Annotated in this window: 25 protein-coding genes; 17 read left to right on the top strand and 8 right to left on the bottom strand. The window is 71.6% G+C overall.

Annotated features, from left to right (window positions below; genetic code table 11):
* Positions 1–6: 6 nt before the first annotated feature.
* Together tdh and HEB94_RS10485 are read right to left on the bottom strand one after the other, a co-directional pair.
* Positions 7–1038: an L-threonine 3-dehydrogenase gene (gene tdh, locus HEB94_RS10480; RefSeq protein WP_192749714.1), complete on the bottom strand. Its 1032-nt coding sequence runs from the start codon at positions 1036–1038 to the stop codon at positions 7–9.
* Positions 1039–1064: 26 nt separating this feature from the next.
* Positions 1065–1634 (bottom strand): TIGR03086 family metal-binding protein, encoded by a 570-nt coding sequence (locus HEB94_RS10485; protein WP_192749715.1) that lies wholly within the window; start codon positions 1632–1634, stop codon positions 1065–1067.
* A 57-nt stretch (positions 1635–1691) separates the two neighbouring features.
* Here HEB94_RS10485 and HEB94_RS10490 point away from each other — a divergent pair, with 57 nt between their 5' ends.
* Positions 1692–2048 carry a hypothetical protein gene (locus tag HEB94_RS10490; RefSeq protein WP_192749716.1) on the top strand — a complete coding sequence of 119 codons (357 nt, stop codon included), beginning with the start codon at positions 1692–1694 and terminating at the stop codon, positions 2046–2048.
* Positions 2049–2105: 57 nt separating this feature from the next.
* Here the strand turns inward: HEB94_RS10490 and HEB94_RS10495 are convergent, their stop codons facing one another.
* Positions 2106–3581, bottom strand: coding sequence for a serine hydrolase domain-containing protein (locus HEB94_RS10495; RefSeq protein WP_192749717.1), 1476 nt, complete (start codon positions 3579–3581; stop codon positions 2106–2108).
* Positions 3582–3774: 193 nt separating this feature from the next.
* Here HEB94_RS10495 and purF point away from each other — a divergent pair, with 193 nt between their 5' ends.
* Positions 3775–5259 carry an amidophosphoribosyltransferase gene (purF, locus tag HEB94_RS10500; RefSeq protein WP_192749718.1) on the top strand — a complete coding sequence of 495 codons (1485 nt, stop codon included), beginning with the start codon at positions 3775–3777 and terminating at the stop codon, positions 5257–5259.
* 118 nt (positions 5260–5377) lie between these two features.
* A complete protein-coding gene (purM, locus tag HEB94_RS10505) occupies positions 5378–6454 on the top strand; it encodes a phosphoribosylformylglycinamidine cyclo-ligase (RefSeq protein ID WP_192749719.1) in 1077 nt (358 codons plus the stop codon).
* 21 nt (positions 6455–6475) lie between these two features.
* Here the strand turns inward: purM and HEB94_RS10510 are convergent, their stop codons facing one another.
* Positions 6476–6682, bottom strand: a complete 207-nt coding sequence (locus tag HEB94_RS10510; protein ID WP_192749720.1) for a DUF3073 domain-containing protein — start codon at positions 6680–6682, stop codon at positions 6476–6478.
* Positions 6683–7032: 350 nt separating this feature from the next.
* On the opposite strand from HEB94_RS10510, the gene HEB94_RS10515 reads away from it, so the two are divergent.
* Both HEB94_RS10515 and HEB94_RS10520 read left to right on the top strand, forming a co-directional pair.
* Entirely contained in the window at positions 7033–7869 is an 837-nt protein-coding gene (locus tag HEB94_RS10515) for an NAD-dependent epimerase/dehydratase family protein (protein WP_192749721.1), read from the top strand.
* 186 nt (positions 7870–8055) lie between these two features.
* Complete coding sequence (locus tag HEB94_RS10520; protein WP_192749722.1) at positions 8056–8727, top strand: ThuA domain-containing protein; 672 nt, start codon at positions 8056–8058, stop codon at positions 8725–8727.
* A 141-nt stretch (positions 8728–8868) separates the two neighbouring features.
* Here the strand turns inward: HEB94_RS10520 and HEB94_RS10525 are convergent, their stop codons facing one another.
* Positions 8869–9942 (bottom strand): Glu/Leu/Phe/Val family dehydrogenase, encoded by a 1074-nt coding sequence (locus tag HEB94_RS10525; RefSeq protein ID WP_337917590.1) that lies wholly within the window; start codon positions 9940–9942, stop codon positions 8869–8871.
* A 132-nt stretch (positions 9943–10074) separates the two neighbouring features.
* On the opposite strand from HEB94_RS10525, the gene HEB94_RS10530 reads away from it, so the two are divergent.
* The 7 genes from HEB94_RS10530 (at position 10075) to HEB94_RS10560 (ending at position 16231) form a co-directional block, all read left to right on the top strand.
* Positions 10075–10905, top strand: a complete 831-nt coding sequence (locus tag HEB94_RS10530; RefSeq protein ID WP_192749724.1) for a DUF8083 family protein — start codon at positions 10075–10077, stop codon at positions 10903–10905.
* Positions 10906–11150: 245 nt separating this feature from the next.
* Positions 11151–11369 carry a BldC family transcriptional regulator gene (locus HEB94_RS10535; RefSeq protein ID WP_092651690.1) on the top strand — a complete coding sequence of 73 codons (219 nt, stop codon included), beginning with the start codon at positions 11151–11153 and terminating at the stop codon, positions 11367–11369.
* A gap of 426 nt (positions 11370–11795) precedes the next feature.
* Positions 11796–12716: a DUF4129 domain-containing protein gene (locus HEB94_RS53450; RefSeq protein ID WP_192749725.1), complete on the top strand. Its 921-nt coding sequence runs from the start codon at positions 11796–11798 to the stop codon at positions 12714–12716.
* Complete coding sequence (locus HEB94_RS10545; protein WP_192749726.1) at positions 12713–13294, top strand: hypothetical protein; 582 nt, start codon at positions 12713–12715, stop codon at positions 13292–13294. Before HEB94_RS53450 ends, HEB94_RS10545 begins: the two co-directional genes overlap by 4 nt.
* A complete protein-coding gene (locus tag HEB94_RS10550; RefSeq protein WP_192749727.1) occupies positions 13291–14283 on the top strand; it encodes an AAA family ATPase in 993 nt (330 codons plus the stop codon). Before HEB94_RS10545 ends, HEB94_RS10550 begins: the two co-directional genes overlap by 4 nt.
* The gene (locus HEB94_RS10555; protein WP_192749728.1) at positions 14280–15665 is read left to right on the top strand and encodes a DUF58 domain-containing protein; all 1386 of its coding nucleotides are present in this window, start codon (positions 14280–14282) and stop codon (positions 15663–15665) included. Before HEB94_RS10550 ends, HEB94_RS10555 begins: the two co-directional genes overlap by 4 nt.
* Positions 15666–15670: 5 nt before the next feature.
* The gene (locus tag HEB94_RS10560) at positions 15671–16231 is read left to right on the top strand and encodes a hypothetical protein (RefSeq protein WP_192749729.1); all 561 of its coding nucleotides are present in this window, start codon (positions 15671–15673) and stop codon (positions 16229–16231) included.
* Between the two features lie 36 nt (positions 16232–16267).
* Here the strand turns inward: HEB94_RS10560 and HEB94_RS10565 are convergent, their stop codons facing one another.
* Entirely contained in the window at positions 16268–16789 is a 522-nt protein-coding gene (locus HEB94_RS10565) for a VOC family protein (protein WP_192749730.1), read from the bottom strand.
* Between the two features lie 154 nt (positions 16790–16943).
* On the opposite strand from HEB94_RS10565, the gene HEB94_RS10570 reads away from it, so the two are divergent.
* A complete protein-coding gene (locus HEB94_RS10570; RefSeq protein ID WP_192749731.1) occupies positions 16944–17600 on the top strand; it encodes an HAD-IA family hydrolase in 657 nt (218 codons plus the stop codon).
* 48 nt (positions 17601–17648) lie between these two features.
* On the opposite strand, the gene HEB94_RS10575 is transcribed toward HEB94_RS10570, so the two are convergent.
* A complete protein-coding gene (locus HEB94_RS10575; RefSeq protein WP_337917592.1) occupies positions 17649–18224 on the bottom strand; it encodes a TetR/AcrR family transcriptional regulator in 576 nt (191 codons plus the stop codon).
* A gap of 92 nt (positions 18225–18316) precedes the next feature.
* On the opposite strand from HEB94_RS10575, the gene HEB94_RS10580 reads away from it, so the two are divergent.
* On the top strand, positions 18317–18823 hold the full coding sequence (locus HEB94_RS10580) for a hypothetical protein (RefSeq protein WP_192749732.1): 507 nt from the start codon (positions 18317–18319) through the stop codon (positions 18821–18823).
* A 21-nt stretch (positions 18824–18844) separates the two neighbouring features.
* Here HEB94_RS10580 and HEB94_RS10585 read toward each other — a convergent pair whose 3' ends face one another.
* Positions 18845–21688, bottom strand: coding sequence for an AAA family ATPase (locus HEB94_RS10585; protein WP_192749733.1), 2844 nt, complete (start codon positions 21686–21688; stop codon positions 18845–18847).
* A 229-nt stretch (positions 21689–21917) separates the two neighbouring features.
* Between HEB94_RS10585 and HEB94_RS10590 the strand changes: the two genes are divergently transcribed.
* From HEB94_RS10590 to HEB94_RS10600, 3 genes are all read left to right on the top strand, one after another.
* Positions 21918–22289: a nuclear transport factor 2 family protein gene (locus tag HEB94_RS10590; RefSeq protein ID WP_192749734.1), complete on the top strand. Its 372-nt coding sequence runs from the start codon at positions 21918–21920 to the stop codon at positions 22287–22289.
* A 186-nt stretch (positions 22290–22475) separates the two neighbouring features.
* Positions 22476–23969, top strand: coding sequence for an MFS transporter (locus HEB94_RS10595; RefSeq protein ID WP_202896257.1), 1494 nt, complete (start codon positions 22476–22478; stop codon positions 23967–23969).
* A gap of 149 nt (positions 23970–24118) precedes the next feature.
* Positions 24119–25087, top strand: coding sequence for a zinc-binding dehydrogenase (locus HEB94_RS10600; RefSeq protein ID WP_192749735.1), 969 nt, complete (start codon positions 24119–24121; stop codon positions 25085–25087).
* Positions 25088–25177: the final 90 nt, after the last annotated feature.

Consider the following 25177-nt stretch of genomic DNA (forward strand, 5'->3'; position numbering starts at 1 on the left):
CTGGAGTCAGCCCCGCGTCCAGTCGAGGATGACCTTGCCGCAGTTGCCCTCTCTCATCGTCGCGAACGCCTGGTCGTGCTCGGTCATCGGGAACCGGTGGGTGATCACCGGGGAGATGTCGAGCCCTTCCTCGACCAGCACCGACATGGCGTACCACGTCTCGAACATCTGCCGGCCGTAGATGCCGCGGATGGTCAGCATGGACAGGACGACGCGGCTCCAGTCGATGCTGATCGGACCGGAGGACAGGCCGAGGACGGCGATCCGGCCACCGTGGGCCATCGAGTCGACCATCGCGGGGAGCGCGGTGGGATGCCCCGACATCTCCAGACCGATGTCGAAGCCCTCCTTCATGCCGAGGTCGGCCTTCACCTCCGCAAGGGAGGTCCGCCCGACGTTGACGGCCGCGGTCACGCCGACCTTGTTGGCGAGCTCGAGGCGGTAGTCGTTGACGTCGGTGATCACCACGTGCCGGGCGCCCGCGTGCCGGACGACGGCCGCGGCCATCAGCCCGATCGGGCCGGCACCAGTGATCAGGACGTCCTCACCGACCACGGGATAGGCCAGCGCGGTGTGCACGGCGTTGCCGAACGGGTCGAAGATCGTGGCGACGTCGAGGTCGATGTCGGCCGGGTGCTTCCACAGGTTGCCGACCGGCAGGGTGAGGTAGTCGGCGAACGCGCCGGCCCGGGTCAGTCCGACACCCTGGGTGTTGGCGCACAGGTGCCGGCGGCCGGCCATGCAGTTGCGGCAGCGTCCGCAGACGAGGTGACCCTCGCCGCTCACGATGTCACCGACCGCGACACTGTCCGCCCCGGGCCCGAGCTCCACCACGCGGCCCACGAACTCGTGGCCGACCACGAGTGGGGTCGTGACGTGCGTACGGGCCCAGTCGTCCCAGGCCAGGATGTGCAGGTCGGTGCCGCAGATGCCGGTCTGGAGCACCTGGACGAGGGCCTCCCCGGGGCCCGGGGCCGGGTCCGGAACCTCTTCGAGCCACAGGCCGGGCTCGGCCTTGGCCTTCACCAGCGCTCGCATTGCCTCTATCTTCCGCCGGTTGGGAACTACGGGTGCCGGCCGACCAGGGCGATCAGTTGGTCCTGCAGGTCGTCGGACTGGGTGCGTACCGGCGGCGCGAGCATACTGCTGCCCTGCCATTCGGGTACCCGCACGGAGGCGTATCCCCAGACGTGGCGTACGACGTCGGGGTCCAGCCGGGCCTCCAGGCCGGCGCCACGGGCGAGGTCCCAGGCGTGGACGGCGAGGTCGGTCAGCATCTGCTCGGCGTACTCGTCGACGGAGGTGTCTCCGAAGGACAGGTGCACCATGGCGTCGTCGGGTGTCTCCTCCCAGGCCGCCAGCGAGGCGGCGATGGCGGCGTCCCACGCGGCCACCGGCTCGGCGCCGAGCACGTCACCGTCGTAGCGGTCCCCGACCTGTTCGACGGTCTCGCCGCGGAGCAGGTGCGGTGCCCACAGGTGTTCGCCGACCAGGTGGTTGAGCAGGTCTCGAACGCACCACTCGGTGCACGGGGTCGGCGCGTCCCAGCCGTCGGGGGGTACGTCGTGCACCCGGCTGCCGAAGTCCCGTGCCGCGCGGGGGATCAGTGACCGCGCGGACTCCTGCGCCGTCATGGCGTCACCCGTTCGGTGACGCTGGCGAGTCGTGCGGCTACCTGATAGCGTTCGAACATGCTTTCGAATACCTCTCGCGCGGCGGCGTCAGGAAAGCTCGACGAGATCGACCCGATCGCCCTCGGCCATGCCGGTCTCCAAGCCCTCGCACTTGCCGGCACGGCAATCCTCGCACGCTATGTCACCACCGAGACTCGCGCTGACGGAATGGCCGAACTCGAAGGCGTGGTGCCCCATCCGCAGTGGACGATCCTGATGCGGGCCATCGGTGCGTTCGCCGAACCAGGCGAGTCCGACGGTGACGAAGACCCTGAGGGCCGGCGGGCGGCGGCACTCACGGCCATGTGCTCGCGGGCCCGCACGACCCTGACCCGCGAGCACCAGTTGGCGCCTCGCCACCCGAGACGGCACTAGCTGGCGGATCCACCCCGGACATCCCATGTCCGGGGTGCCGCATGTCCGGGTCGTGTCCTAGTGGGCGCCCCGCGGGCGGGACTCCGACGTTCCGGTCCAGCCCGCCGTGTCGACCCCGCCGGGAATCGGCGCGGCGTCGTCGTAGGGCTCCCGGGTGTAGATGAACGTCGCGAGGTTCAGGTGGGTGACCTCACCCGATGGCCCGCGTTCGGCGCGCAGCGTCTCACCCGCGTAGTAGCCGTCCAGTCCGGTCCAGGTCCCGTCGCCGTTCGGGCGGAACCTCGACGCTCGTCCACCGTTGCCGAACGGAGTGAGCTCGAGGAGACCGTCCTGTCGTGCTCGCATCACCGAGGGCGACGGACCCCAGTACCACGGCCCCACCAGGTCGAGGGTGCCCTCGGGCAGGGCGCTGGCCGGCGTCCATTCCGGAGCCGGCGAGGGCTCGCGGTCCAGCAGGATGTCGATCAGGTCGGCGCCGAGGGTGAACGGCCCCATCCCGGAGGTGGTGTTGGCCAGGCAGACGGCGCCGACCTTCTCCTCCACGTCGACGTACAGCCCCGCCAGGAAGCCCGGCATGGAGCCGCCGTGCCCCACCAGGGTCCGCCGGCCCGCGCGCAGGACCTGCCAGCCCAGGCCGTAGCCGGCCGTCCACTGCGGCGCGCGTTCCACCGCGTTCGGCTCCCGCATCTCCGCGAGGGTGTCGGGGTCGAGCACGCCTCCGGTGTCCCCGGCGACGAACGCCGCCCACCGGGCCTGGTCGGTGATCGTCGACCAGAGCTGGCCGGCCGGCGCCATCGCGCCCGCGTCGTGTGTGGGTTCTGGGAGCACCACGTCGGCCCACGGGTGCACCGCGAAGCCGGACGCGTGCGGCGCCTCCGGGTGGTAGGTCGTACGCCGCATCTCCAGCGGCTCGAGCACCTCCGCGCGCAGCACCTCCCACCAGGACCGCCCGCGAAGGCGGGCGACGACCTCGCCCAGGACGGCGAAGCCGAGGTTGGAGTAGTGGAAGCGCCGACCGGCCCGGTGCCGCGCGGTCTCGGCGTTGAACGTCGCCGCCAGGCCGTCCCAGCCCGCGCCCGGGGTGCGCTCCCACCACTGCCCGTCGGACTCCGCCTGGGCTCCCGACAGGTGCGAGAGCAACTGCGCCAGAGTGCGGTCACCGAGCGGGGTGCCCGGAACGTGCCGGTCGAGTGGATCGGCGAAGTCCAGCCGACCCTCGTCGCGAAGCCTGGCCACCAGCACCGCGGTGAACGTCTTGCTGATCGACCCGAGCCGGGACTGCGTGTTGGCGTCCGGCCGGGCGTCACCGACGCGACCTCGACCACCGCTCCACGCCAGGGCGCCGTCGCGGACGACGCCGGCCGTCACGGCGGGGACCCGGCTCGTGGCCTGCTCCTTGGCGATCCGCCGCAGCAGCGCGTCGGCGGTGGCCGGCAGGACCGTGTGTCGCCCGGTCGCGGTGTCCACGCCACGGGTGTCCACGCCAGGGGTCGGGACCTGGGTGGTCGCCGAGGAGTCCAGGGGCTGTGCCATCGGGTCAGGTTAGGGCCTGCCCGGCCGGTCCGGGCCGACGGGTGAACGGGTGTTCCGCGGCCGGCCGGGACGCCGGCGAAGGCCGGCGACCGGGCTCCGGCCAGCGCTTCGGGAGGCCTGGTAGGGCCTGGGTCGATCTGGGCGGAAGGTGTCCGCCCGACGGCCTCGTTCCGGCCGTGGTTACACTCGAACCGTGCCGGGCGGCGATGGACTGCTCTCCTTTGACCTCCACCCCGACGACAAGGGCCCCAAGGACGCGTGTGGCGTCTTCGGAGTCTGGGCTCCTCGGGAGGAGGTCGCGAAGCTTACCTATTTTGGGCTCTACGCCCTACAACACCGTGGCCAGGAGTCAGCTGGCATCGCGGTGAGTAACGGGCGCCAGATCCTCGTATACAAGGACATGGGCCTGGTCTCCCAGGTGTTCGACGAGACGATTCTCGAGTCGCTCACCGGGCACCTGGCGATCGGCCACTGTCGCTACTCCACGACGGGCGCCAGTGTCTGGGAGAACGCACAGCCGACCTTCCGATCCATCGGTAGTGGCAGCGTCGCTCTCGGACACAACGGCAACCTCACCAACAGCGGCGATCTCCTCGAACTCGTCGCGAAGCGGTCGGCCGAGATCGATCGAGCCGAATCGCCCGGTGACAAGGGCGCCACGAACGACACCGACCTGATCACCCGCCTGCTGGCGACCTATCCGGACCTGTCCCTGCTGGACGCGGCCGCCGAGGTCTTCCCCGAGTTGCGGGGCGCGTTCTCCCTGGTCTTCATGGACGAGAACACGCTGTACGCCGGCCGTGACCCTCAGGGCATCCGCCCACTGGTGATCGGCGAGCTCGCCGACGGCGGCTGGGTCGTCGCGAGCGAGAAGGCCGCCCTCGACATCGTGGGCGCCACCTTCCTGCGCGACGTCGCGCCGGGCGAGATCGTCGCCCTGGACGGCGACGGGATCCGGTCCCGCCGGTTCGCGGTCGAGCGTCAGAAGGGTTGCCTCTTCGAGTTCGTCTACCTCTCCCGGCCCGACGCCCGGATCTCCGGCCGCTCGGTGCACGAGAGCCGGGTCGAGGTCGGCCGTCGGCTGGCCCGCGACTTCCCGGTGGAAGCCGATCTCGTCATCCCGGTGCCCGAGTCGGCGACTCCCGCCGCCATCGGGTACGCCGAGGCGAGTGGCATCCCCTACGGCCACGGCCTGGTCAAGAACAGCTACGTCGGCCGCACGTTCATCCAGCCCAGCCAGACACTGCGCCAACTCGGCATCCGGTTGAAGTACAACCCGCTGCGTGAGGTGATCGAGGGCAAGCGCCTCGTGATGGTGGACGACTCCATCGTCCGGGGCAACACCCAGCGCGCCCTGGTGCGGATGCTGCGCGACGCGGGTGCCAGCGAGGTCCACGTCCGGATCGCGAGCCCGCCGGTCAAGTGGCCCTGCTTCTACGGCATCGACTTCGCCTCCCCGTCCGAACTCATCGCCGCCGAGCAGAGCGTCGAGGAGATCTGCGCGTCGATCGGCGCCGACTCGCTCGGCTTCATCTCCCTCGAGGAGCTGACCGAGGCGAGCGAGGTGCCCGCCGATCGCCTGTGCCGGGCCTGCTTCGACGGCAGCTACCCCGTCGAGGTCCCCGACTCCGCCCGCCTGGGCAAGTACCAGCTCGAGGTCGTGGCCCCGGGCCGCTGACGACGCGAGGCGTCCACGTGGCGAGCATCTGATCGAGATTCCGAAGGTGCCAGACCGTCCCCGTCGACGCCCGGACCCGCGGCGCACCCTGCCGCTCCCTGAGAAAGGATCCCCAGCAATGCCCGAGTCCAGCGCCACGCCCGGCGACCGGCGTACGTCCTACGCCCAGGCGGGGGTCGACATCGAGGCGGGTGACCGGGCCGTCGGGCTGATGCGCGAGTGGGTCGAGAAGACGCGGCGCCCGGAGGTCGTGGGCGGCGTCGGCGGGTTCGCCGGGCTGTTCGACGCCTCCGCCCTGCGCGACTACCGCCGGCCGCTGCTGGCGACGTCCACGGACGGGGTCGGTACGAAGGTCGCGATCGCGCAGGCCCTCGACAAGCACGACACGATCGGCCTCGACCTCGTGGGCATGCTGGTCGACGACCTGGTGGTCTGTGGAGCCGAGCCGCTGTTCCTGACCGACTACATCGCCTGCGGCAAGGTGGTGCCCGAACGCATCGCCGCGATCGTCAAGGGGATCGCCGAGGGATGCGTCCAGGCCGGGTGTGCCCTGGTCGGTGGCGAGACCGCGGAGCACCCCGGACTGCTGCAGCCGGGGGAGTACGACCTCGCCGGCGCGACCACCGGGGTCGTCGAGGCCGACGACGTGCTCGGCGCCGACCGGGTACGGCCCGGCGACGTGGCCGTGGCGATGGCCTCGTCGGGACTGCACTCGAACGGGTTCGTGCTCGTCCGCCACGTCGTCCGGGAGGCCGGACGCACCCTGGACGAGCATGTCGACGACCTTGGTCGCACCCTCGGTGAGGAGCTCCTCGAGCCCACCCGGGTGTACGCCAAGGACTGCCTCGCCCTCGCCCGTGGCGTGGACGTGCACGCGATGTCCCACATCACCGGTGGTGGGCTGGCCGCGAACGTCGCCCGCGTACTGCCGGCCGGCCTGGAGTTGGAACTCGACCGGTCGACGTGGACGCCCCCGCGGATCTTCACCCTGGTCGGTGAGTGGGGTGGTGTGGAACAGCTTGAACTCGAGCGCACGCTCAACATGGGTGTTGGCATGGTCGCTCTGGTGAATCCCGCAGACGCTGATGCCGCGGTCGGCCTTCTCGCCGCCCGCGGCATCCACGCTTGGATCGCCGGGAAAGTGCTCGCAGGTGAGGAATCCGCGCATCTCGCGGGCAGCTACGGACAGAGCTGACCGCGATCATGTCAACCGTGGTTAGCGGCGACGTGCGATGCGATGACCCTCATCGGCCCCGTCTTCGTCTGGCTCGTCGGGGTCGTCCTGCTCGGCTCGAACGTCGCCGTTCGTGCCGTCACGACCCGACAGCTCTCGCTGCAGCGCCTCGAGGTCGGTGTCGTGGGTGCGGTACTTCAGCTCCCGGGCGACCTTCGTCTGCTTGGCCTTAGCACGGCCGCGCCCCATGGGTCGACCCCCTCGCACAACATAAACCGGGGCAACACGTTATGCACGTGTGCCCTCGGGCTCACGGTCTCATCTGCTCGTAGGTCAACGGTACCGGCAGCTGGCCGGATCTCGCACCTGGGGTCGGTCCAGATCCGGGTCAAAGGTCCGACGCGGCCCGGGATCCCTGAGTCGGGACGCCCGAAATCGCCCCGGTAGGCCCTTGCGGGGGCCGTTTCCGCGACAGTCCGTATGGGATCAAACGCGCAGAGAAGTCGATTTCGGGAAGTCGGTGTGACCGAGTCCGGGATCGGGCAAGCCGGTCCATACGGCGGAATCGCTTCGAAGCCGGCCGACGTGGTGCGATAGGAATGCGATTACCCAGCATGGCGGGCGACCAGGACGGGACGGCGCAGATGGTCCAGCGGACAGTGCTCCTCACCGGTGCGGCGGGCAGCGTCGGGCAGTTCCTGCTCCCCGGGCTGAGTGAGTACGCACTCCGGCTGACGGACCTGCCCGAGCGGGAGAGCGAGCTCTCCCATCTGGCCGGCGAGGCGCTGTCCACCGAGGTCCGCACCGGCGATCTCGCCGACCGCGCGTTCACCGAGGGTCTGGTCAAGGACGTCGACACCGTCGTGCACCTGGCCGGCAACCCGGCCGCGCCCTCGTCCTGGGCGCAGCTTCGGGTGCCCAACATCGAGGTGGTCGAGACCGTGCTGGACGCGGCCCAGGCGGCCGGTGTCCGCCGGGTCATCCTCGCGAGCTCCGTCCACGCGATGGGCGCCTACGTCCAGCGGGAGCAGCATCCGGTCGACCCGGCGTGGCCGCCCAGCCCCTGCTGCGTCTACGGCGCGACGAAGGCGTTCGCCGAGGCGATCGGCCGCACCTACACCTACCGCACCGGGCTGTCGGTGGTGTGCCTGCGCTTCGGTGGTGTGCAGAAGCGACCCGTGGCGGTCGGCTCCCTGCCCTCCTGGATCGCGCCGGAGGACCTGCGCCAACTCGTCGTCGCCGCGATCGAGGCCGACACCGCCCGCGTCGCGTTCGGCGTCTACCACGGGATCTCGGCCAACACCCGCCGCGAGTGGGACACCTCCAACGCCCAGGCCGACCTCGGCTACGAGCCCACCCGCGACTCCGAGATCTTCCTGGGCGAGATCGACCCGGACACCACGCGAGGCCTGTGTCCGCCGGGCCCGCTGGCCTGAGTGGCCGGCTCGGGCCTACTCCGGCCTCTACGACCGACCTCTACCTCCGACCGACCCCGACTTCAGCCCCGGGAGCTGATCCCCGCACCACCGCGACGTTCCGCGACCGACACACCGGCGTCTCGGCGTCCGATCTCGCGGTCACCAGGGCTGGCGAAACCGCAGACCCACCTCTTTGGAGGAAACGTGAGCGAGCAGGGAAAGATCCGCGTCCTCGTCTGGTCCGAGCACACCGCGCCGAAGGCGATGTACCCGAACGACATCAACGGCGTCGTCGCCGACGGCCTGCGCCAGGACCCGATCTTCGAGGTGAGCACGGCCGAACTGGTCGACCCCGACCAGGGCGTGTCGGAGGAGGTCCTCGCCAACACCGACGTTCTGGCGTGGTGGGGCCACCTCCTGCACCGCATGGTCCGCGACGAGACGGTGGACCGGATCGAACGCCACGTCAAGGAGCGCGGCATGGGCTTCCTCGCACTGCACTCCTCGCACATGGCCAAGCCCTTCACCCGGCTCATCGGTGACGACGGCCGGATCGGCGGGGTCAAGCACGAGGCCGGGCCCGAGGAGGTCAAGGTCCTCGCGCCCGACCACCCGATCGCCGCCGGGGTCAGCGACTTCTCCATCGACCCGGAGGAGATGTACGACGAGGAGTTCGGCGCCGGCAAGCCCGACACGGTGGTGTTCCACTCCACCTTCCCGGGCGGGCACGAGTTCCGGTCCGGCCTCACCTACACCGTCGGCCTCGGCCGGATCTTCTACTTCCGGCCCGGACACGAGGAGAACCCGACGTACTACCGCGACGACGTCCGCCACATCCTGCGCAACGCAGCCAAGTGGGCCGCCGGCCGCTCCTGAGGTCGGCACCGGCCCGGCTTCGGGCGGTCGTCAACGATCTCCACGCGGACGCCGCGGCCGGCGCCATCCGGCCGCGGCGTCCGCGTGTCCGGACCTGGCGGGTGGCGTCACCGCCATCGTGGACGCGGGGTGCCCCGGCGGTCAGTGGCTGAGCCAGAGGTGGCGGAGCCGGCCCACCTCGGCCATCCGGCGTTCGGCCAGCCGGTCGGCTGCGACGACCGGTGGGACGCCTTCCTCCGCGGCCAGCGCGAGCACCTTGCGCGTCGTGTCGAAGATCCGGGCGGCGCGGGCCTTGGCCCGTTCGAAGTCGAAGCCGCGGAGCTCGTCGGCCACCTGGATCAGTCCGCCCGCGTTGACGAGGTAGTCGGGCGCGTAGAGGATCCCGCGGTCCTCCAGCATCTTCTCGATGCCGCGGTGGGCCAGCTGGTTGTTGGCACCACCGCAGACGATGGACGCCCGCAGCAGCGGAACCGTCGTGTCGTCCAGGGCGCCGCCGAGCGCGCAGGGTGAGTAGAGGTCGATGTCGGCGCCGATCAGCGCTCCCGGGTCGGCCAGTACGTCGACCTCGGGGTGGTCGCGGCGTACCTGCTCGACGGCGTGTTCGGAGACGTCGGTCACCACGACCTCGGCTCCGTCCTCGAGGGCGTGCGCGACCAGGTGCCGCCCCACCTTCCCGACGCCGGCGATGCCGACCCGGCGGCCGCGCAGCGTCGGGTCGCCCCAGCGACGCTCGGCGCAGGCGCGCATGCCCTGGAAGATGCCGAAGGCGGTGAGGATCGAGGAGTCGCCCGCCCCGCCGTTCTCGACGGTCCGGCCGGTGACGTGGTCGCACTCCCGGGCGATCACGTCCATGTCGGGTGCGTAGGTGCCGACGTCGCACGCGGTGATGTAGCGGCCGCCGAGGGACTGGACGAACCGGCCGTAAGCACGCAGAAGCGCCTCGGTCTTGTCCCGGTCCGGGTCTCCGATGATCACCGCCTTGCCACCGCCGAGGTCGAGTCCGGCGAGCGCGGCCTTGTAGGCCATCGCGGTGGAGAGGTTGAGAACGTCGGCGAGCGCGTCGTCCTCGGTCGCGTACGGGTGGAACCGGGTACCTCCGAGCGCCGGTCCGAGCGCGGTGGAGGAGATGGCGATGATCGCCTTGAGCCCGCTCGGCTCGTCGGTGCAATACACAAGCTGCTCATGGCCGGGACTCCGGCCGAAGAACTCGGTCACTGTGGTGACTCCTCGTTCAAGCGTGCCCGCAGGGGTGGCGCAGGCGTCCGGCTCCACCATAGAGCGATAACGCCTCCTCTGGATCTGACTGGACAGGTGCCGCGAACGGCTAGAGGGGTGCACGATGGGAGCATGCGGACTTCGGTTGTGCCGCCGTACTGCTGCTACCTGCGGGTTTATGAGCCGCTCCCCGCCTTTCCGGCGCGTGAGCGGACGTCGTGGGAGGCAGAGGTATGTGTGCCCGAACACCCGAAAACAGGGTTTTTGGCAGTGGTCGAGCAGCGTGAGTCGTTGGCGGCGCTGCTGCCCGCGATGCCGCCCGGAGCTGTGTCGGCGGCGCGCCGCGCTTACTCCATGGAGGTGGAGGGCAACCTCCTGCTGTGTCCGGACGAATCCGCCCTTCGGGTCCGCCAGGCACTTGGTGATCTGATGACGTCGTTGCCTGAGCACGTGCTGCAGGTGCTGCTGCCCGCGGGTGGGTTGGACCGCGTGGATTTCGGTGCACTGCAGGACGAAGCGTGCCCGCCGGACGCCGAACCGCACATCCTGACGGCGCGCTGGCACGTTCCGCTGGCTTGGTTCGTCATCTTTAGTGATGAGGACCGCAGTATCGGGATGGATCCCGTGGAGCTCCGGTACCGCACGCCGATGGTGGAGGCGCGCCGCCGCCTCGGGCGGGCCCACCGGCTGCTGAGCCGGCAACGCCCCGAATGGGAGCTCGAGCCACTCCGGACGCTCGGCCGCTGGATCGAGTCGTTCCACCCCCACGGATGGGTGGAACTCGACTATGGCGGCCTGGTTCACCTGATGGATCCGGATACGTTGGCTGCGGATCGTTCCGCCAGCGATGTGACTGCCGCACTCCATGCGGTGGCTCAGGGTGACGATGAGGAGGCGATAACGATCTACCACCGACTACGGAAGCGGTGGTGGGAGCTGCGCGTGAAGGAGCGCGCATCGTGAAACACCGGAACAGGTCCGGGAAATTCTGGAAAAACTGGGCGGAACCCCTGGACACGGGTTACGGTGAGTCACGTGAAGAAAGGGGTGGACTAGCACCATTACGTCACGTGGGGGATAAATGACGTGGCGTGACCAGATATGGGGTGCTTTGTCCGTTTGTTGCTCCTTACTTCGTTGAGGGATTCGATGCACCATGGAGGGTGCGGGACGGACTACATGTCCGCTTCTCGTGGAGGAGGCCGCTCATGACGACACGTACGCCGGAGACCGAGTCTCTGCTGACGCCGGCAGAGGTCGCGGCCATGTTCCGGGTCGACCCCAAGACAGTGACCCGGTGGGCAAAGGCAGGCAAGCTCAGCTCGATCCGGACACTTGGGGGACACCGGCGTTACCGTGAGTCCGAGGTGCGCGCGCTGTTGGCGGGGGTCCTCCCCGAACAGCGCGGCGGAGCCGAGAGCCGCTGAGGGGCGGCTGCAAGGCCTTCGGACGAACTGAACACGCGACGAACGTGGCGGCTTGACCCAACCGGGGTCAAGCCGCCACATTCGTCTCAGGCGCGAGCCCGGATGACCGGGCCCGTCGCTCCCGGGCCGGGGTGTCGACCAGTCGTGGTCGGCGCTGACCGGCCCTTTTTGGTCCGGTGTCCCGGGCGCTCTTGCCACGGGCGACACGTTGAGCTTGTGTGAGATCGGCGACATTCATGCGCCGATCCCGAGCATGACCGCCTCCGGACGACTGTCACGCTCTGTGATCGACTACTGAGGCATTTGCCACGATCCGTCGCTAATAGCCCATTTCGTTGTCAAATCGCTATCGGCGAGCCAGTGTCCATGGCCTCGGAGCGGCATAGTGTGACCGCCAAGGCGCGCCCGGGGGAGAGAGGGGCGACCGTGCGTGAACGCAGGACGTTGAGCCACTACGGCACGGCGGGCACGGTCGCCATCGTGCTCGGACTGCTGGCCCTGGGGGCCCTGGGCCTGGCCTGGCAGGAGCGGGTTCCCCTCGACACCGAGCCGGTCTCGGCCGGCACCGTCATCCCGGTGATCGGTGTGCTGGTCGGCCTCGGGCTGGCCCTGTTCCTCTTCGGGATCACCTCGAGGACTCCGCTCGCCTTCGTACGCCGACGGCAGCGCAGCGGCGGGCTCGGCATGGCCATCACGGGCATCGTGATGTTCGCCGTGGTCCTTGTGCTCCTCGCCTACCACCGCCAGATCGGCGACGCACTCAACAGCGGGCCCCCGCCGCAGCCCCTGCCCTCGCTCACTCCCGTCCCGGGCGGAGTGCCGCCGCCCATCCCCGGCGACCAGGTGACCACCGGCTCACCGGCCGCCTGGAACTGGCCGATCGCGATCATCGCCGGCTTCGTGATCGGGATGGCGGCCCTCGCCCTGGTGTTCGTGTCCCGGCGGGCCGTCCCCGAGGAAGGCGTCGGCGTCGAGGAGCCCTCGCTCGCGGAGATGCACGCCGTCGTGGTCGCCGGCCGCGCCGCGCTCGCCGACATCGACGAGCCCAGGGCGGCCGTGATCGGTGCCTACACCGCGATGGAACGAGCGCTCGCGGAGACCGGACTCCGACGCTCCCCCTCCGACACGGCGGGCGACCTGCTCGAGCGAGCCGGGCGAGCCGGCCTGCTCAGCCCGACCGGGGCAGCCGCGGCGAGCGAACTCACCGACCTCTTCCGGCAGGCCCGCTTCAGCCGGCGTGACGTCGAGTCGACGCTGCGCGACCGGGCGGTCGACGCGCTCGGTCGGCTGGAGGGCGAACTGCGGATGGCGACGATCCTGGATCCGGACGCGGAGGCGCGGGGGTGAGCCAACTCCGGCTGCTGCTGTTCATCCTGCTTCTCATCGCCACCGCCACCCAGCGGTTCGCCGGGCTGCTGCTCGGACTGACCGTGCTCGCGATCAACGAACTCATCCACCTGCTGCTCCAGCTCCAGGGGCCCGCCCGGGTCCGGCGCCGCCCCCTGTCGTCCTGGCTGAACCGGCTACCGGCGCTGCTCCGCCGCCGACGCGGCGCGGTGCGCGACGCGCGCTTCCCGACGTACGACCGGATCGCGGCCGACCTCGGCTGGGCGAGGTTCTCGCGACGCGACTTCGACTTCGGCCTGCGCGAACGGCTGCTCCAGGCCGCGACGGTCCGCCTCGTCGACGGCCACGGCATCGACCTCACCCGCAACCCCGAGGCCGCCCGCCCACTGCTCGGGGAGGAGGCGTGGCGATTGCTCGCGCCCGGCCAGCGCCCCTCCACCGACCGCTCGGCGCCTGGCCTCACCCTCTCTGAGCTGGACCGACTGGTCACCTCACTGGAACGGCTGCGATCACCCGCGAGCCGTACCGACCACACGCCGGCCGGGCCCGAGTCCGGCGGAGCGGAAAGGACCTCATGACCGAGACGACGTGGACGCCGGAGCGAGCCCAGAAGCGGGCGGTCGCGGTTCTGGACGAGATGGAGCGGGTGATCGTCGGCAAACGCGAACCCCTCACGCTCGTCCTGCTCGGGATCCTGGCCGGTGGACACGTACTGCTCGAGGACCTCCCCGGGCTGGGCAAGACGCTGCTCGCGCGGTCGTTCGCCAAGGTGCTCGGCCTGACCTTCACGCGGGTGCAGTTCACCCCCGACCTGCTGCCCCAGGACCTCACCGGCGCGTCGATCTACCACCAGAAGACGGGCGAGTTCGCCTTCCGTGAGGGGCCGGTCTTCACCCAGTTGCTGCTGGCCGACGAGATCAACCGGACCCCACCCAAGACCCAGGCCGCCCTGCTGGAGGCGATGGAGGAACGCCAGGTCTCCGCCGACGGGGTGACCCGGCCGCTGCCGGTGCCGTTCGTGGTGCTCGCGACGGAGAACCCGATCGAGTACGAAGGCACCTACCCGCTGCCGGAGGCGCAGCTCGACCGGTTCGTGTTGCGGACCCGGCTCGGCTACCTGACCGCCGAGCTGGAGGCCGACATGGTTCGCCGCCGCCTCGACCGGGGAGGCGCGCCACCGCAGGTCTCGCAGGTGGTCGACCCGAGCGAGCTGCTCGCCATGTGCGGTGCGCTGGAGCAGGTGGAGGTGCACGACGACGTGCTGCAGTACGTCGTCGCCCTGGTCCGCGCCACCCGCGAGCACCCGAAGGCGCAGGTCGGCGCCAGCCCGCGCGGCACCCTGGCGGTGACCCAGCTGGCTCGCGGAGCCGCCGTGCTCGCCGGCCGCGACTACGTCACCCCCGAGGACGTGAAGCTGGTGGCCAGGGCCGCGCTCGGGCACCGGCTGGTGTTGCGACCTGAGCTGTGGGTGCGCCGGGTGACCGGCGACGACGTGATCGGGGAACTGCTGGCCCAGGTCCCGACGCCCACGACCCGGATCTTCGACCGGACCGGCGCCTCCCGATGAGTCCGGCCACCGGCGACCAGCCCCCGGAACCAGCCTCGGCCGGCGAGCCCAGCTCGTCGGAGCCGGCTCGGCAGCCGACCCTGGCCAGGCAGTCCGGCTGGGTCGGTATGCCGCGGGCCAAGCTCGAGGTGACCCCCCACTGGCGGTTGAGCCGGATGTGCATCCGGCTGGCGGTCTTCGGTGTCCTCCTGCTCGTGGCGGCGATCGTGTCGGCCCGGGCCGAGCCGGTCCTGGTGGCGGCGCCCTGCCTGCTCGCCGTCGTCCTCGCCGTACGCCAGCCCCGCCCGGCCACCGTGCGGGTGGAGGCCTCGGTGTCGGAGCTGCGCAGCTTCGAGGACGACGGGGTGGAGGTCTCCGTCTCGGTCGCCGCCGACACCGAACTCGGGGAGATCGGGCTCGACCTCGCACTTCCCGCGACGTTCGTCATCGACGGGGACCAGGCCCGGCGGGCCTTCGCGGTCCGGGCGCTGTCGCACACCTGGACGGTCCGCGCGGAGCGCTGGGGACGCTGGCGGGTCGGCCCGCTGCACCTGCGGCTGCGTACGCGTGGCTGGGGGCACGTCGGAACGGCCGAGCTCACCCTGTCCGAGCTGACCGTCTTCCCGCCGCCCTCCGCCGCCCGCGAGGTCGCCGTACCCCCCGCGCTGCTGGCCCGGGTCGGCAGCCACGTCGCCCGCCGGACCGGGCACGGCATCGAGTTCGCCGGAATCCGGTCGTTCGCGCCCGGTGACGCCGTACGCCGGGTCAACTGGCCGGTCAGTACCCGACGCGGGGAGCTGTACGTCAACGAGTACGCCGCGGAGCGCGCGGCGGACGTGGTCGCGGTCGTCGACACCACCGTCGACGTCGGACCGTTCGGCCGGTCCAGCCTCGACCTCGGGGTCCGGGGCGCGGCGACCGTGGTGCAGGCCTACCTCCGTTACGCCGACCGGGTGGGCGTCGTCACCCTCGGCGGCGCCCTGCGCTGGCTGGCGCCCGACGTCGGCGCCCGGCAGTACTACCGGATCGTCGAGACGCTGCTGTCCTCCCGCCTCGACGACAGGTTCCTCGAACCCGAGCTGGCCTACCTGCCACCGCAGGCCCTGCCTCCGGGCGCCCTGGCGTTCGTCTTCACACCCCTGATCGACCCGCGGGCCGTGGAGGCCGTCCGCAACCTGCGCGAGCGGGGCCACCCCGTCGTCGTGGTCGACGTCCTCACCAGCGAACCCGAGCCGGGCCGCGAACGCGACGCGCAGCTCGCCGTCCGGATCTGGCGGTTGGACCGGGAGGTCCTCCTGCACGGCCTGGAGGAGATGGGGGTGACCGTGCTGCCCTGGGACGAGGAGTACGGCATCCCGCTGGAACGCGTTCGGCTCGAGCCGCTGCTCGGCGGTGCCCGATGAGGGCGATGAGGGTCGGACCACGGACCGCGGGGCTCTTCGCCGGCGCGTGCGGTCTCGCCCTGGCCCTGGTGACGATCTGGGTGCTGCCGGCCGACTCGCGGGGCTGGGTGGGGATCCCGGCGACCCTCGCCGTCCTGGTGGGTCTGCTCGGCCTCGTCGAGCGTGCCCTGGCCGCGCTGGTGCCGGTCGGGCTGGGCCTGGTCGCGCTGGGGGCGATGTTCGCCGCCGACAGCGGCCGACTTCCGGTGCCGACGGCGGCGCTGATGGGTCTCCTGGGCCTGGCCTATCTGGCGTTCCTGGAGCTGGCGGAGACCCTGATGAACGACACCGGCTGGGAGCGCGGGGGCGTGGGAACGACTTCCGCGAGCCTCGCCGGCTGGGTGCGTACGCTCACCCCGATCTTCGCCGTGGCCCTGGTGGGTGTGGTGGTCCTGTCGGTGGTCCTCCTCGAACCACTGCAGCCCGCGGCCGCGCTGGTCGTGACCGCACCGATCCTGCTCGCGGTGGCTGTCGTCCTGGGCCTGGCACACTTCACCCGGCGCCGGCCGACGGATCCGCCCCGGTAGACCGGACGTGTGGTGGGAAGACCGCCGCCGCGCCGGTCAGCCGGCGGAAGTGGTCGAACTCGCGCCGAGCGTGCTCGCGCCGTAGCGCTCCTTCTCCCGGGCGAGGTCGAGCCGACGGATGCCCTTGCGGCCCTGGAGTGTCTCCTCGTCGAGCTGGTCGAGGGGCACGAACCACGCCACCTCGAACTCGATGCCGTCCGGGTCCTGGCCGTACAGGCTCTTGCTGGTGCTGTGGTCACTCGCGCCCGCGAGCGCACCGGCGGCGACGAGGCGGTCCTGGATCGCCTCCAACTCGGCGAGGGTGTCGACCTCCCACGCGAGGTGGTAGAGCCCGACCGTGGTCCGTCCGGCCTCGCTGGGGCGGGCGTGCTCGCCGATCGCGAACAGGCCGAGGTCGTGGTCGTTCCTGGAGCCCGCGGCCTGCAGGAACGCCGCTCCGGTGAAATCTTCCGGGGTCATGTCGACCCGGCGGAAGCCGAGCACGTCGCCGTAGAAGGCGACGCTGCGCTCGACGTCCCGGACGTACAGGACCGCGTGGTTCAGGCGGGTGATCGGCATCGGAACCTCCATGGGCCGGGCGGCCCGTCCGGCCGCGTCCCTACCGGCAACGTACCACTCATTTGGTTGAAGCTTCAACCAAACGGGGAGGGGTAATCGCCCTGGATCGTGGGGGACTGCTCGGCCTGGCCGTGGACCGCTTAGGGTGCTCGACGTGGCCTCGACCTACAAACTCGTGATCTTCGACTGCGACGGCGTCCTCGTCGACAGTGAGCCCCTCGCCCTGCGGGTCGACGTGGAGCTCTTCGCCGAGCTCGGCTGGCCGCTGTCCGCGGAGGAGATCGCCCGGCGCTTCGTCGGCCGTACGACGGAGTACATGATGGGCGAGCTCGCGGCCCACATCGGTCGTGCGATCCCGCCCGAGACCGACGCGAAGTTCGCGGCCCGCTACCGCGAGGTGCTCGCCGCCGAACTCCGTCCCGTCGACGGCATCGGCGAGGCGCTCGACCGGATCGCCGGGCTGACCTGCGTCGCCTCCAGCGGCAGTCACGACAAGATGCGCTTCACTCTCGGGCTCACCGGCCTCTACGAGCGCTTCGAGGGCCGCATCTTCAGCGCCAGCGAGGTCGCCCACGGCAAGCCCGCGCCCGACCTCTTCCTGCATGCCGCCGCGACGCTCGGCGTCGAACCGCGCGAGTGCGCGGTGGTCGAGGACAGCGAGTACGGCGTTCTCGCGGCTCGTGCGGCCGGAATGACGGTCTTCGGCTACGTCGGGGGCGACCTGATCCCCGCCGAGCGGCTCGAAGGCCCCGGCACCACGCTTTTCGCCGACATGCGGGACCTGCCCCGCCTGCTCGGCGAGGACTCCTAGGGCACACGCCCGGACGTCGCGGCGCCCGCGTCCGGGCCGGCTCGCGTCCTACGCCGGCAGGGCCGCGCGGACGAGTGCCATCCCGGCCTCGCCGGCGACGCGTAGCGGTTCGGTACTCCGAGCCGAACGGCACAGGACGAACGCGCCCTCGATCAGGCTGACCAGGCAGATCGCGGTGGCGCGGGCGGTGTCGGCGGACATGCCGGCGGCCTCGAAGCGTTCGCCCACGGCCACGATCCAGCTCTCGAAGACGTCGGCGGTCGCCTGGCGGAGCGCGTCGTTCGTGCTCGCGACCTCCAGGGCGACCGTCGCGATCGGGCAGGCGTCGGCGTAGTCGGTGTCGACGAGGGTCTGCGCCGCGCCGCGGAAGAAGTCGCCGGTCGCGGTGACCACGTCGGGTGCGGGGTCGAAGATCGCCGCGACGAGCTGGAGGTACATCGCGCCGGAGGTGCGGATGACCTCCTCGCCGAGCTGGACCTTCCCGCCCGGGAAGAAGTGGTACAGCGACCCGAACGGCGCGTTCGCCGTCGCCACGATCTGTTTCACGCCGGTCCCGGCGTATCCCTGCCGCCGGAAGAGCTCGGCCCCCGCGTCCACGATCCGCTGCTTGGTGGTGACCGTCACGCCGTCCCCTTCCGTCCGCCATTGCGTGCCTTCACGACGATAGCTAACGTTCTCTAGAGCGATCTATCAAATCGATCGGACGGGGGTCCGAGATGTCACACGCACGGCCAGAGGCACGGCCGCGATCCCACCTCGCCGCGGCGGGAGCTCAGGGGAGCGCGAAGGACTCCTCCGCCCGGACCGCCGGATGGGTGCTCCACGTCATCCTGCTGACGGCGTTCGTCGTGTCGGTCGTCCACTACACCGACAACTACGTCCGATTCGACCGGTACGCCCTCAACCCCGACAGCCCGATCCAGGAGCCGATCCTGATCGTCGTGGGCTGGCTCCTCTTCACGGCGTTCGGTGTGGCGGGCTACGTGGCCTACCGCCGGCAGCGCTGGTGGCCGGCGGTCGCCCTCACCGCGCTCTACTCCGTCAGCGGTCTGGTCAGCCTCGTCCACTACACCGACGCGGCGCCCTCGGCCTTCGACGGCGCCCAGAACACGCTGATCGTCGCGGACGTCGTCGCGGGAGTCGCCGTCGTCGGGCTGGCACTCTGGCTGATGTTCAGGCGGGCCTTGGTGGCCGACGTCGAAGCGGCCGACGCGGCCGGCTGACGCGGCTCAGGCTGACGCGGCTCAGGACGCGGACTCGCCGAGCACGAGGGCCGCGAGCTGGGTGCGCGAGGAGATCCCGAGCTTCGGGTACGCCTTGTACAGGTGGTACCCGACCGTGCGCGGGCTCAGGAAGAGCCGCGTGCCGATGTCCCGGTTGGACAGCCCCTCCGCGGCCATCCGCACGATCTGGAGTTCCTGCGGTGTGAGGCCGGCCAGGACGTCGGGCACCCCGGACGAGGCGCCGGACGAGGCGCCGGACGTGGCGGTGGGCACGCTCGCACCGGTGGCGCGGAGCTCGGCCCGGGCCCGCTGCTCCCAGGGTTCGGCGTTCAGGCGTTCGAAGGTCTCCAACGCGGTGCCGAGCTGGGCGCGGGCGTCGACCCTGCGACGTGCCCGGCGCAGCCACTCGCCGTAGAGGAGTCGCGTCCGCGCCTCGTCGAAGGGGTGGCCGGCGGTGTCGTGCAGTTCGTGCAGCTCGACCGCCCGGACGAAGTGGCCTTCGGCCTCGGCGTCGGGCGCGAGCAGCGCGTGGCACCGGCACACCGCGGCGTCAATCCAGCCTTGCCGAGCCCAGGAGGCCCACTCCTCCAACCGGGCAAGGGGTTCGGCCGCCCGCTCGGGTTGGCCCAGGCGTACGGCGGCCTCCACCTGGTCGACCGTGCCCCGGATGGCGGGAATCTGGTGGCGTGCCGGCCCACGGCTCAGGGCCTCCAGCCGGGTCAACGCCTCCTCGGTGCGACCGGCCGCGAGGTCCGACGCGCTCAGTGCCCAGTGCGCCCAGGACGGTCCGGGTGAGCTGCCACCTCCGACCGACTCGACGAGTACGGCGTTCGTCAGATCGCGGCAGCGCGCTTCGTCGCCGTCCAGAGCGGCGAGGTAGGCGAGGACGCCGCGGAAGTGGCTCACCACGTGGGCCTGGCCGGTGTCGGCGCCCACGCGCAGCGCCTCCTCGAGATTCGTCGCGGCGTCCCGGTGCCGGCCGAGGAAGAGTTGCGCTTCGCCGAGCGAGCCGAGCCCGGCCGCGAGCCAACCGATCCGGCCCTGCGCGCGTGCCTCGTCGACGAAGCCGGCGAAGATGTCGTGGGCCAGGTCGTCCCGGCCGGCGATCCAGGCCGCACCGCCGAGCATCACCGCGGCGCGTGGATCAGCCTGGCCCGCCCGCAGGGCCGCCTCGGTCATCTCCGGTGACGGCCCGGCCTCGCGATCGTTCGCCAGCCGGGCGTGCATCGTCATCAGCGGGAGCAGGGGGCGCAGCAGATGGTCTGCCGGCAGGCGGACGGCGTCCAGCCTGGCCGCCGCGGTCTCGCTCAACGTCGGGTCGCCGGTGAACCACGCGACGTGCACCGCCTGCATGAGCATCCACGCCGCCTCGCCCGGGTCGTGCCGGTGGACGGCCTCCGCGCCTTCGAGGAGGACCTGGTGCGCCTGCCGGAGCGCACCTGTCCAGAAGTGCGCGTTGGCCCGGATCAGGACGAGCCACGCGGCGGCCTCGTGGTCGAGTGACCGATCCGCGGAACCCGCGCCTGCGCCGGCCCGCTCCGCCAGCGTGATGGCGCGCGGGAAGTCGCCGGTCTGGTAGGCGGCCTCGGCGGCCTGCCGGAGCCGGCAGGCGCGGGCGGAGGCGTCCGGGCTCAGTCGGGCCGCGCGTTCGAACGCCGTCGCCGCGTCCGCGTGTCCACCCCGCTCCGCCGCGCGGGCGGCGCTGGCCTCCAACTCCGCGGCGACCTGTTCGTCGTGGCCGGTGGAGGCCATCGCGAGGTGCCACGCTCGCCGGTCCCGGTCGGCCGGCTCCACGAAGGCGTCCGCGAGCGCCTTGTGCGCGCCGAGGCGTTCGCTCAGCGGCGCGCTCTGGTAGACCGCCGCGCGCACCAACGGGTGGCGGAACCGCACCGCCCGTTCGTCGATCCGGATCAGGCCGGCGCTCTCGGCCTCCCCCGCGTCGTCGAGGCCGGTCCCGAGCTGTGAGGCGGCGCGGAGTACGACGTCCAGGTCGGCGCCGTCAGCGGCCGCGACAAGCAGGAGCAGCGCCTGGGTACCGGCCGGCAGCCGGCGGACCTGGCCGTGGAAGGCGACCTGCAGGCGATCGGTCAGGGGGAGGGTGCCCGCCGGCGTCGCCGCGGCCGCGGGTTCCCGCGCCAACGCGGCCGGAAGCTCCGCCAGGGCGAGCGGATTACCGGCGGCCTCGCGCAGGACCCGGGACCGCACGCTCGGCGCCAGCCCCTGCCCGCCGGCCGCACCGACCCGGGCGTCGCGCCGGGGGGTGTCGAAGTGGGCGTCGAACTGGGCGTCGAGCAGCGCGTCCGCGGCCTCCGGGGACAGGCCGGCCAACGCCAGTTCCGGCAGCCCGGGTGCGGCGAAGGTGGCCGCGCCGTCCCGAGCCGCGATCACGAGCGCCACCCCCTCCGCGTCCAGGCGACGAGCGGCGAAGAGCAGCGCCTCGGTCGACGCCTGGTCCAGCCACTGGGCGTCGTCGACGAGGCAGACGACGCCGCCGTCCTCCGACAGCTCCGGCAACAGGGACAGGACGGCAAGGCCGACGAGGAACCGGTCGCCGCCACCCTGGGCCGGTCCCAGCCCGAACGCCGCCGCCAGGGCGTTCCGCTGCGGCTCGGCGAGAGCGTCCAGCCGGTCCAGGGCCGGACGCAGGAGCAGGTGAAGTCCGGCATAGGGGAGTTCGGACTCCGACTCGATGCCGCTGGTCCGCAGCACCCGCAGGTCGCCGGCCGAGGCGGCCGCGTGATCGAGCAGCGCGCTCTTGCCGATGCCGGGATCGCCGCGCAGGACCAGGACGCCGCTGCGCCCCGCCCGCGCGGTCGCGATCAGCTCCTCGAGCCGCGCGAGTTCGCTCGCCCTGCCGTACAGCACCCCAGCACGCTACCGGGGCAGCCGCGACGGATCCCCCGGCGAGGCCCGGTGGGCCGGTCGTACCGGTGCCCGACTGATGCCGTACTGGTGCCACCGGTCCGCGGACCAGTCATTTGACGGAAGCCCGGGCAGGTGCCCGCTCCATAGCGTTTGACCTGCCAGAACGCACCAGAACAGGACAGGTTCACGGCCCGGACCAAGGCGGGCCAGACGCCCAGAGGAGCAGACGATGAGTGACTTCAACGAACTGGCCGAGCGGTACATCGCCACCTGGAACGAGACCGACCCGGCCGCCCGGCGGGCGGGCATCGAGGCGATCTACACCGCGGACGCCACCTACACCGACCCACTGGTCGTCGCGGAGGGCCACGACGCCATCGACGCGACCATCGCGGCGGTGCAGGCGCAGTTCCCCGGGCTGGTCTTCCGGCTCGGCGGCGGCGGCGTCGACGCACACCACGACATCGCCCGCTTCACCTGGGAGCTGGGCCCGCAGGACGGCGAGGCGCTCGTCGTCGGGTTCGACGTCGCGGTACGCGCCGAGGAGGGCCGGATCAAGGCCGTGCACGGATTCCTCGACAAGGTGCCCGCCGGCGCCTGAGCCGTCGACCGCGGACGCGTGGTCCGCGAGGCGGCGGCAACGCCGACCGAACCACCTCCGAAACGACCAGCACGGCGGCGGAGGCGGTCCCGACCTCACGGTTCGGGCCGCCTCCCCGCCGCTCCCACCCGATCGGCCCAGATCGACGGCCTCGATCGACGCAGACCAGACCTGGAAGGACCGCACGTGTCGCAGATCCTCAGCCCTCGCAGGACCCGGCCCCGTCCGTCCGCCCGTTCGGCAGCCGTTGCCGACGCGGCCGCTGCGGCTTCGACCGGCTCGGCGTCCTGGGGGCCGTTGTTCGTCGTACTCGCCGGGTTGTTCATGACGACCCTCGACTTCTTCATCGTGAACGTCGCCATCCCCTCCACCCAGCAGGACCTGGGCGCCGGACCGGCTGCGATCCAGTTCATCGTCGCGGGCTACGGGCTCGCCCTCGCCGCGGGACTGATCACGGCGGGACGGCTCGGTGACCTGTACGGGCGGCGGCGGATCTTCGCCCTCGGGCTCGCCGTGTTCACCGTCGCGTCCGCCGCCTGCGGTGTGGCCCCGTCGGCGGGCCTGCTCATCGCCGCCCGGGTCGCGCAGGGGGCGGCCGCCGCGCTGCTCACCCCCCAGGTGCTGGCGATCCTGAGCACCGTCTACAGCGGGGCGCAACGGGCCCGCGCCTACCGCGCGTTCGGCCTGACGCTGGGCTTCGCGGGTGTGTTCGGTCAGCTCATCGGCGGGGTTCTCATCCGCGTCGACATCGCCGGACTCGGCTGGCGGACCATCTTCCTGATCAACGTTCCGGTCGGTGTGGTGACGCTGGCCCTGATCCGGCGGGTTCTGCCGGAGTCCCGCGCGGAGAACCGGTCCCGGCTCGACCTGCTGGGCACCGCGCTGGCCGCCGTGGGTCTGGTCGGCATCGTGCTGCCGCTCGTCGAGGGACCCGAGCAGGGCTGGCCGCTGTGGACCTGGGCCTGCCTGGCCGGTGCGGTCGTCGTCCTGGTCGGCTTCGTGGCCCAGCAGCGCCGCCTGGGTCGGCTCGGTCGCGGACCGTTGCTGGACCTGGCGCTGTTCCGAGCGCGGGCGTTCAGCGCCGGTAGTGCGATCGGGCTCGCGTACCTCATGGCGGCGGCACCGTTCTTCCTGTTCCTCGCGGTGTACCTGCAGGAGGGGCGTGGCCTGTCGGCCCTGGAGTCGGGCGTGATCTTCATCCCGCTCGGGCTCGGGTACTTCGCCTCGTCGCTGCGGGCCGGAGCGTTGGCCGCCCGGCTCGGTCGGCAGGTGATGGCGCTCGGCGGTGGTCTGCTCGCGGCCGGCCTCGGGGTCCTGTGCCTGACAGCGCTCCGGCTCGGTACGACCGGCGCGGTCGGCTGGCTGATCCCGGGCCTGGTGATCGCCGGAGCGGGCATGGGGCTGGTCATCGGCGCGCTGCCCGGCACGGTCCTGGCGGGAGTCCAGCCGGCTCACGCGTCCGCCGCCTCCGGGATGCTCTCCACCGCGCAGCAGGTGGGCGGCTCCATCGGCGTGGCCGTCGTCGGACTGGCGTTCTACGGACGCCTCGGCGACCTCGGCCAGTCGGCGGGTCCGGCTGGGATCCCCTCGGCGTTCGCGCTCAGCCTGGAGATCGTGGCCGCCATCTGCGTCGGGATCGTCGTCCTCGCCCAGCTGCTCCCACGCAGTCGCGCCCACTGACCTCGGTCCGGGGTCGCTCGGATCGAGGACGAGAAGACGGTTGACCTCAACCAAGGATGAGGTTGAAGGATGTGAGAGCACCGAGGAAGGCCGGGCGTCGATCGGGGCGCCCGGCCGAAGGTCGGCCGTAGGCGAGAGGACGTGGGACGGTGCGTGCAGTGCTGGTGAGTCGGTTCGGTGGGCCGGAGGTCCTGGTGCCGACGGATGTGCCGGACCCGGAGGCGGGGCCGGGTGAGGTCATCGTCCGCGTCGCCGCGGCTGACACGCTCTTCGTGGACACCCAGATCCGGCGCGGAGCCTGGCAGGACTACCTTCCGGTCGAACTGCCGTACGTGCCTGGCGGCGCTGTGGTCGGCACCGTCGTGTCGGGCGTGGGAGTGGATCCCTCCTGGATCGGTCGGGACGTCGCGACCAGGACCGTCGGGTGGGGTGGCTACGCCGAGCAGGCGGTGGCACGGGCCGACGACCTGGTCCCGGTGCCGGACGGACTGGACCGACAGCAGGCAGCGGCACTGCTGCACGACGGCCCCACCGCGTTGGGGTTGTTCGACGCGGCCGGCGTGCGCTCCGGCGACTGGGTGCTGGTGACGGCGGCGGCCGGCGGGATGGGCACGGTGCTCGTGCAACTCGCGCGTTCGGTGGGCGCGCACGTCGTGGGGGCCGCCCGGGGTGCGCCGAAGCTGGACCTGCTGCGCGGCCTGGGCGTCGAGGCCGCGCTCGACTACACCACGCCTGGTTGGGCGGAGCGGGTCCGTGAGCTGACCGGCGACACCGGTGTCGGCGCCGCGTTCGACGGTGTGGGTGGAGAGATCGGCCGGGCGGCGTTCGACCTCACGGCCGACGGGGGCCGCTTCTCCCAGCACGGAGCGCCGAGCGGTGGGTTCGCCGGGATCGCTCCCGAGGAAGGCGAGCGCCGGGGCGTGAGGGTACGCGGCATCGAACAGGTTCAGTTCGCGCCGGAGCGGGTGAAGGTGCTGACCGCCCGCGCTCTCGCGGAGGCGGCGACGGGCCGCGTCCGGCCGGTCATCGGGCGGACCTTCCCGCTGGAACGCGCGGCCGACGCCCATGCCGCGATCGAGGGCCGGGCCGTGGTCGGCAAGGCCCTGCTGGTGGTGTGAGGTCGCGGGGGCCTGCCGACGCGTACGTGCGATGGGGGAAGTGAATGGGGGAAGGAGCCGGTCGCTCCTTCCCCCACCCCCATGGTGTTT

It is taken from the genome of Actinopolymorpha pittospori (genome assembly GCF_014873875.1).
GTDB classification, from domain to species: domain Bacteria; phylum Actinomycetota; class Actinomycetes; order Propionibacteriales; family Actinopolymorphaceae; genus Actinopolymorpha; species Actinopolymorpha pittospori.

Excerpts from the sequence above, each read along its gene's own strand:
- tdh (WP_192749714.1), bottom strand. The coding sequence starts at position 1,038 with ATGCGAGCGCTGGTGAAGGCCAAGGCCGAGCCCGGCCTGTGGCTCGAA.
- HEB94_RS10485 (WP_192749715.1), bottom strand. The coding sequence starts at position 1,634 with ATGACGGCGCAGGAGTCCGCGCGGTCACTGATCCCCCGCGCGGCACGG.
- HEB94_RS10490 (WP_192749716.1), top strand. The coding sequence starts at position 1,692 with ATGCTTTCGAATACCTCTCGCGCGGCGGCGTCAGGAAAGCTCGACGAG.
- HEB94_RS10495 (WP_192749717.1), bottom strand. The coding sequence starts at position 3,581 with ATGGCACAGCCCCTGGACTCCTCGGCGACCACCCAGGTCCCGACCCCT.
- purM (WP_192749719.1), top strand. The coding sequence starts at position 5,378 with ATGCCCGAGTCCAGCGCCACGCCCGGCGACCGGCGTACGTCCTACGCC.
- HEB94_RS10510 (WP_192749720.1), bottom strand. The coding sequence starts at position 6,682 with ATGGGGCGCGGCCGTGCTAAGGCCAAGCAGACGAAGGTCGCCCGGGAG.
- HEB94_RS10515 (WP_192749721.1), top strand. The coding sequence starts at position 7,033 with ATGCGATTACCCAGCATGGCGGGCGACCAGGACGGGACGGCGCAGATG.
- HEB94_RS10530 (WP_192749724.1), top strand. The coding sequence starts at position 10,075 with ATGCGGACTTCGGTTGTGCCGCCGTACTGCTGCTACCTGCGGGTTTAT.
- HEB94_RS10535 (WP_092651690.1), top strand. The coding sequence starts at position 11,151 with ATGACGACACGTACGCCGGAGACCGAGTCTCTGCTGACGCCGGCAGAG.
- HEB94_RS10550 (WP_192749727.1), top strand. The coding sequence starts at position 13,291 with ATGACCGAGACGACGTGGACGCCGGAGCGAGCCCAGAAGCGGGCGGTC.
- HEB94_RS10555 (WP_192749728.1), top strand. The coding sequence starts at position 14,280 with ATGAGTCCGGCCACCGGCGACCAGCCCCCGGAACCAGCCTCGGCCGGC.
- HEB94_RS10560 (WP_192749729.1), top strand. The coding sequence starts at position 15,671 with ATGAGGGTCGGACCACGGACCGCGGGGCTCTTCGCCGGCGCGTGCGGT.
- HEB94_RS10565 (WP_192749730.1), bottom strand. The coding sequence starts at position 16,789 with ATGCCGATCACCCGCCTGAACCACGCGGTCCTGTACGTCCGGGACGTC.
- HEB94_RS10580 (WP_192749732.1), top strand. The coding sequence starts at position 18,317 with ATGTCACACGCACGGCCAGAGGCACGGCCGCGATCCCACCTCGCCGCG.
- HEB94_RS10590 (WP_192749734.1), top strand. The coding sequence starts at position 21,918 with ATGAGTGACTTCAACGAACTGGCCGAGCGGTACATCGCCACCTGGAAC.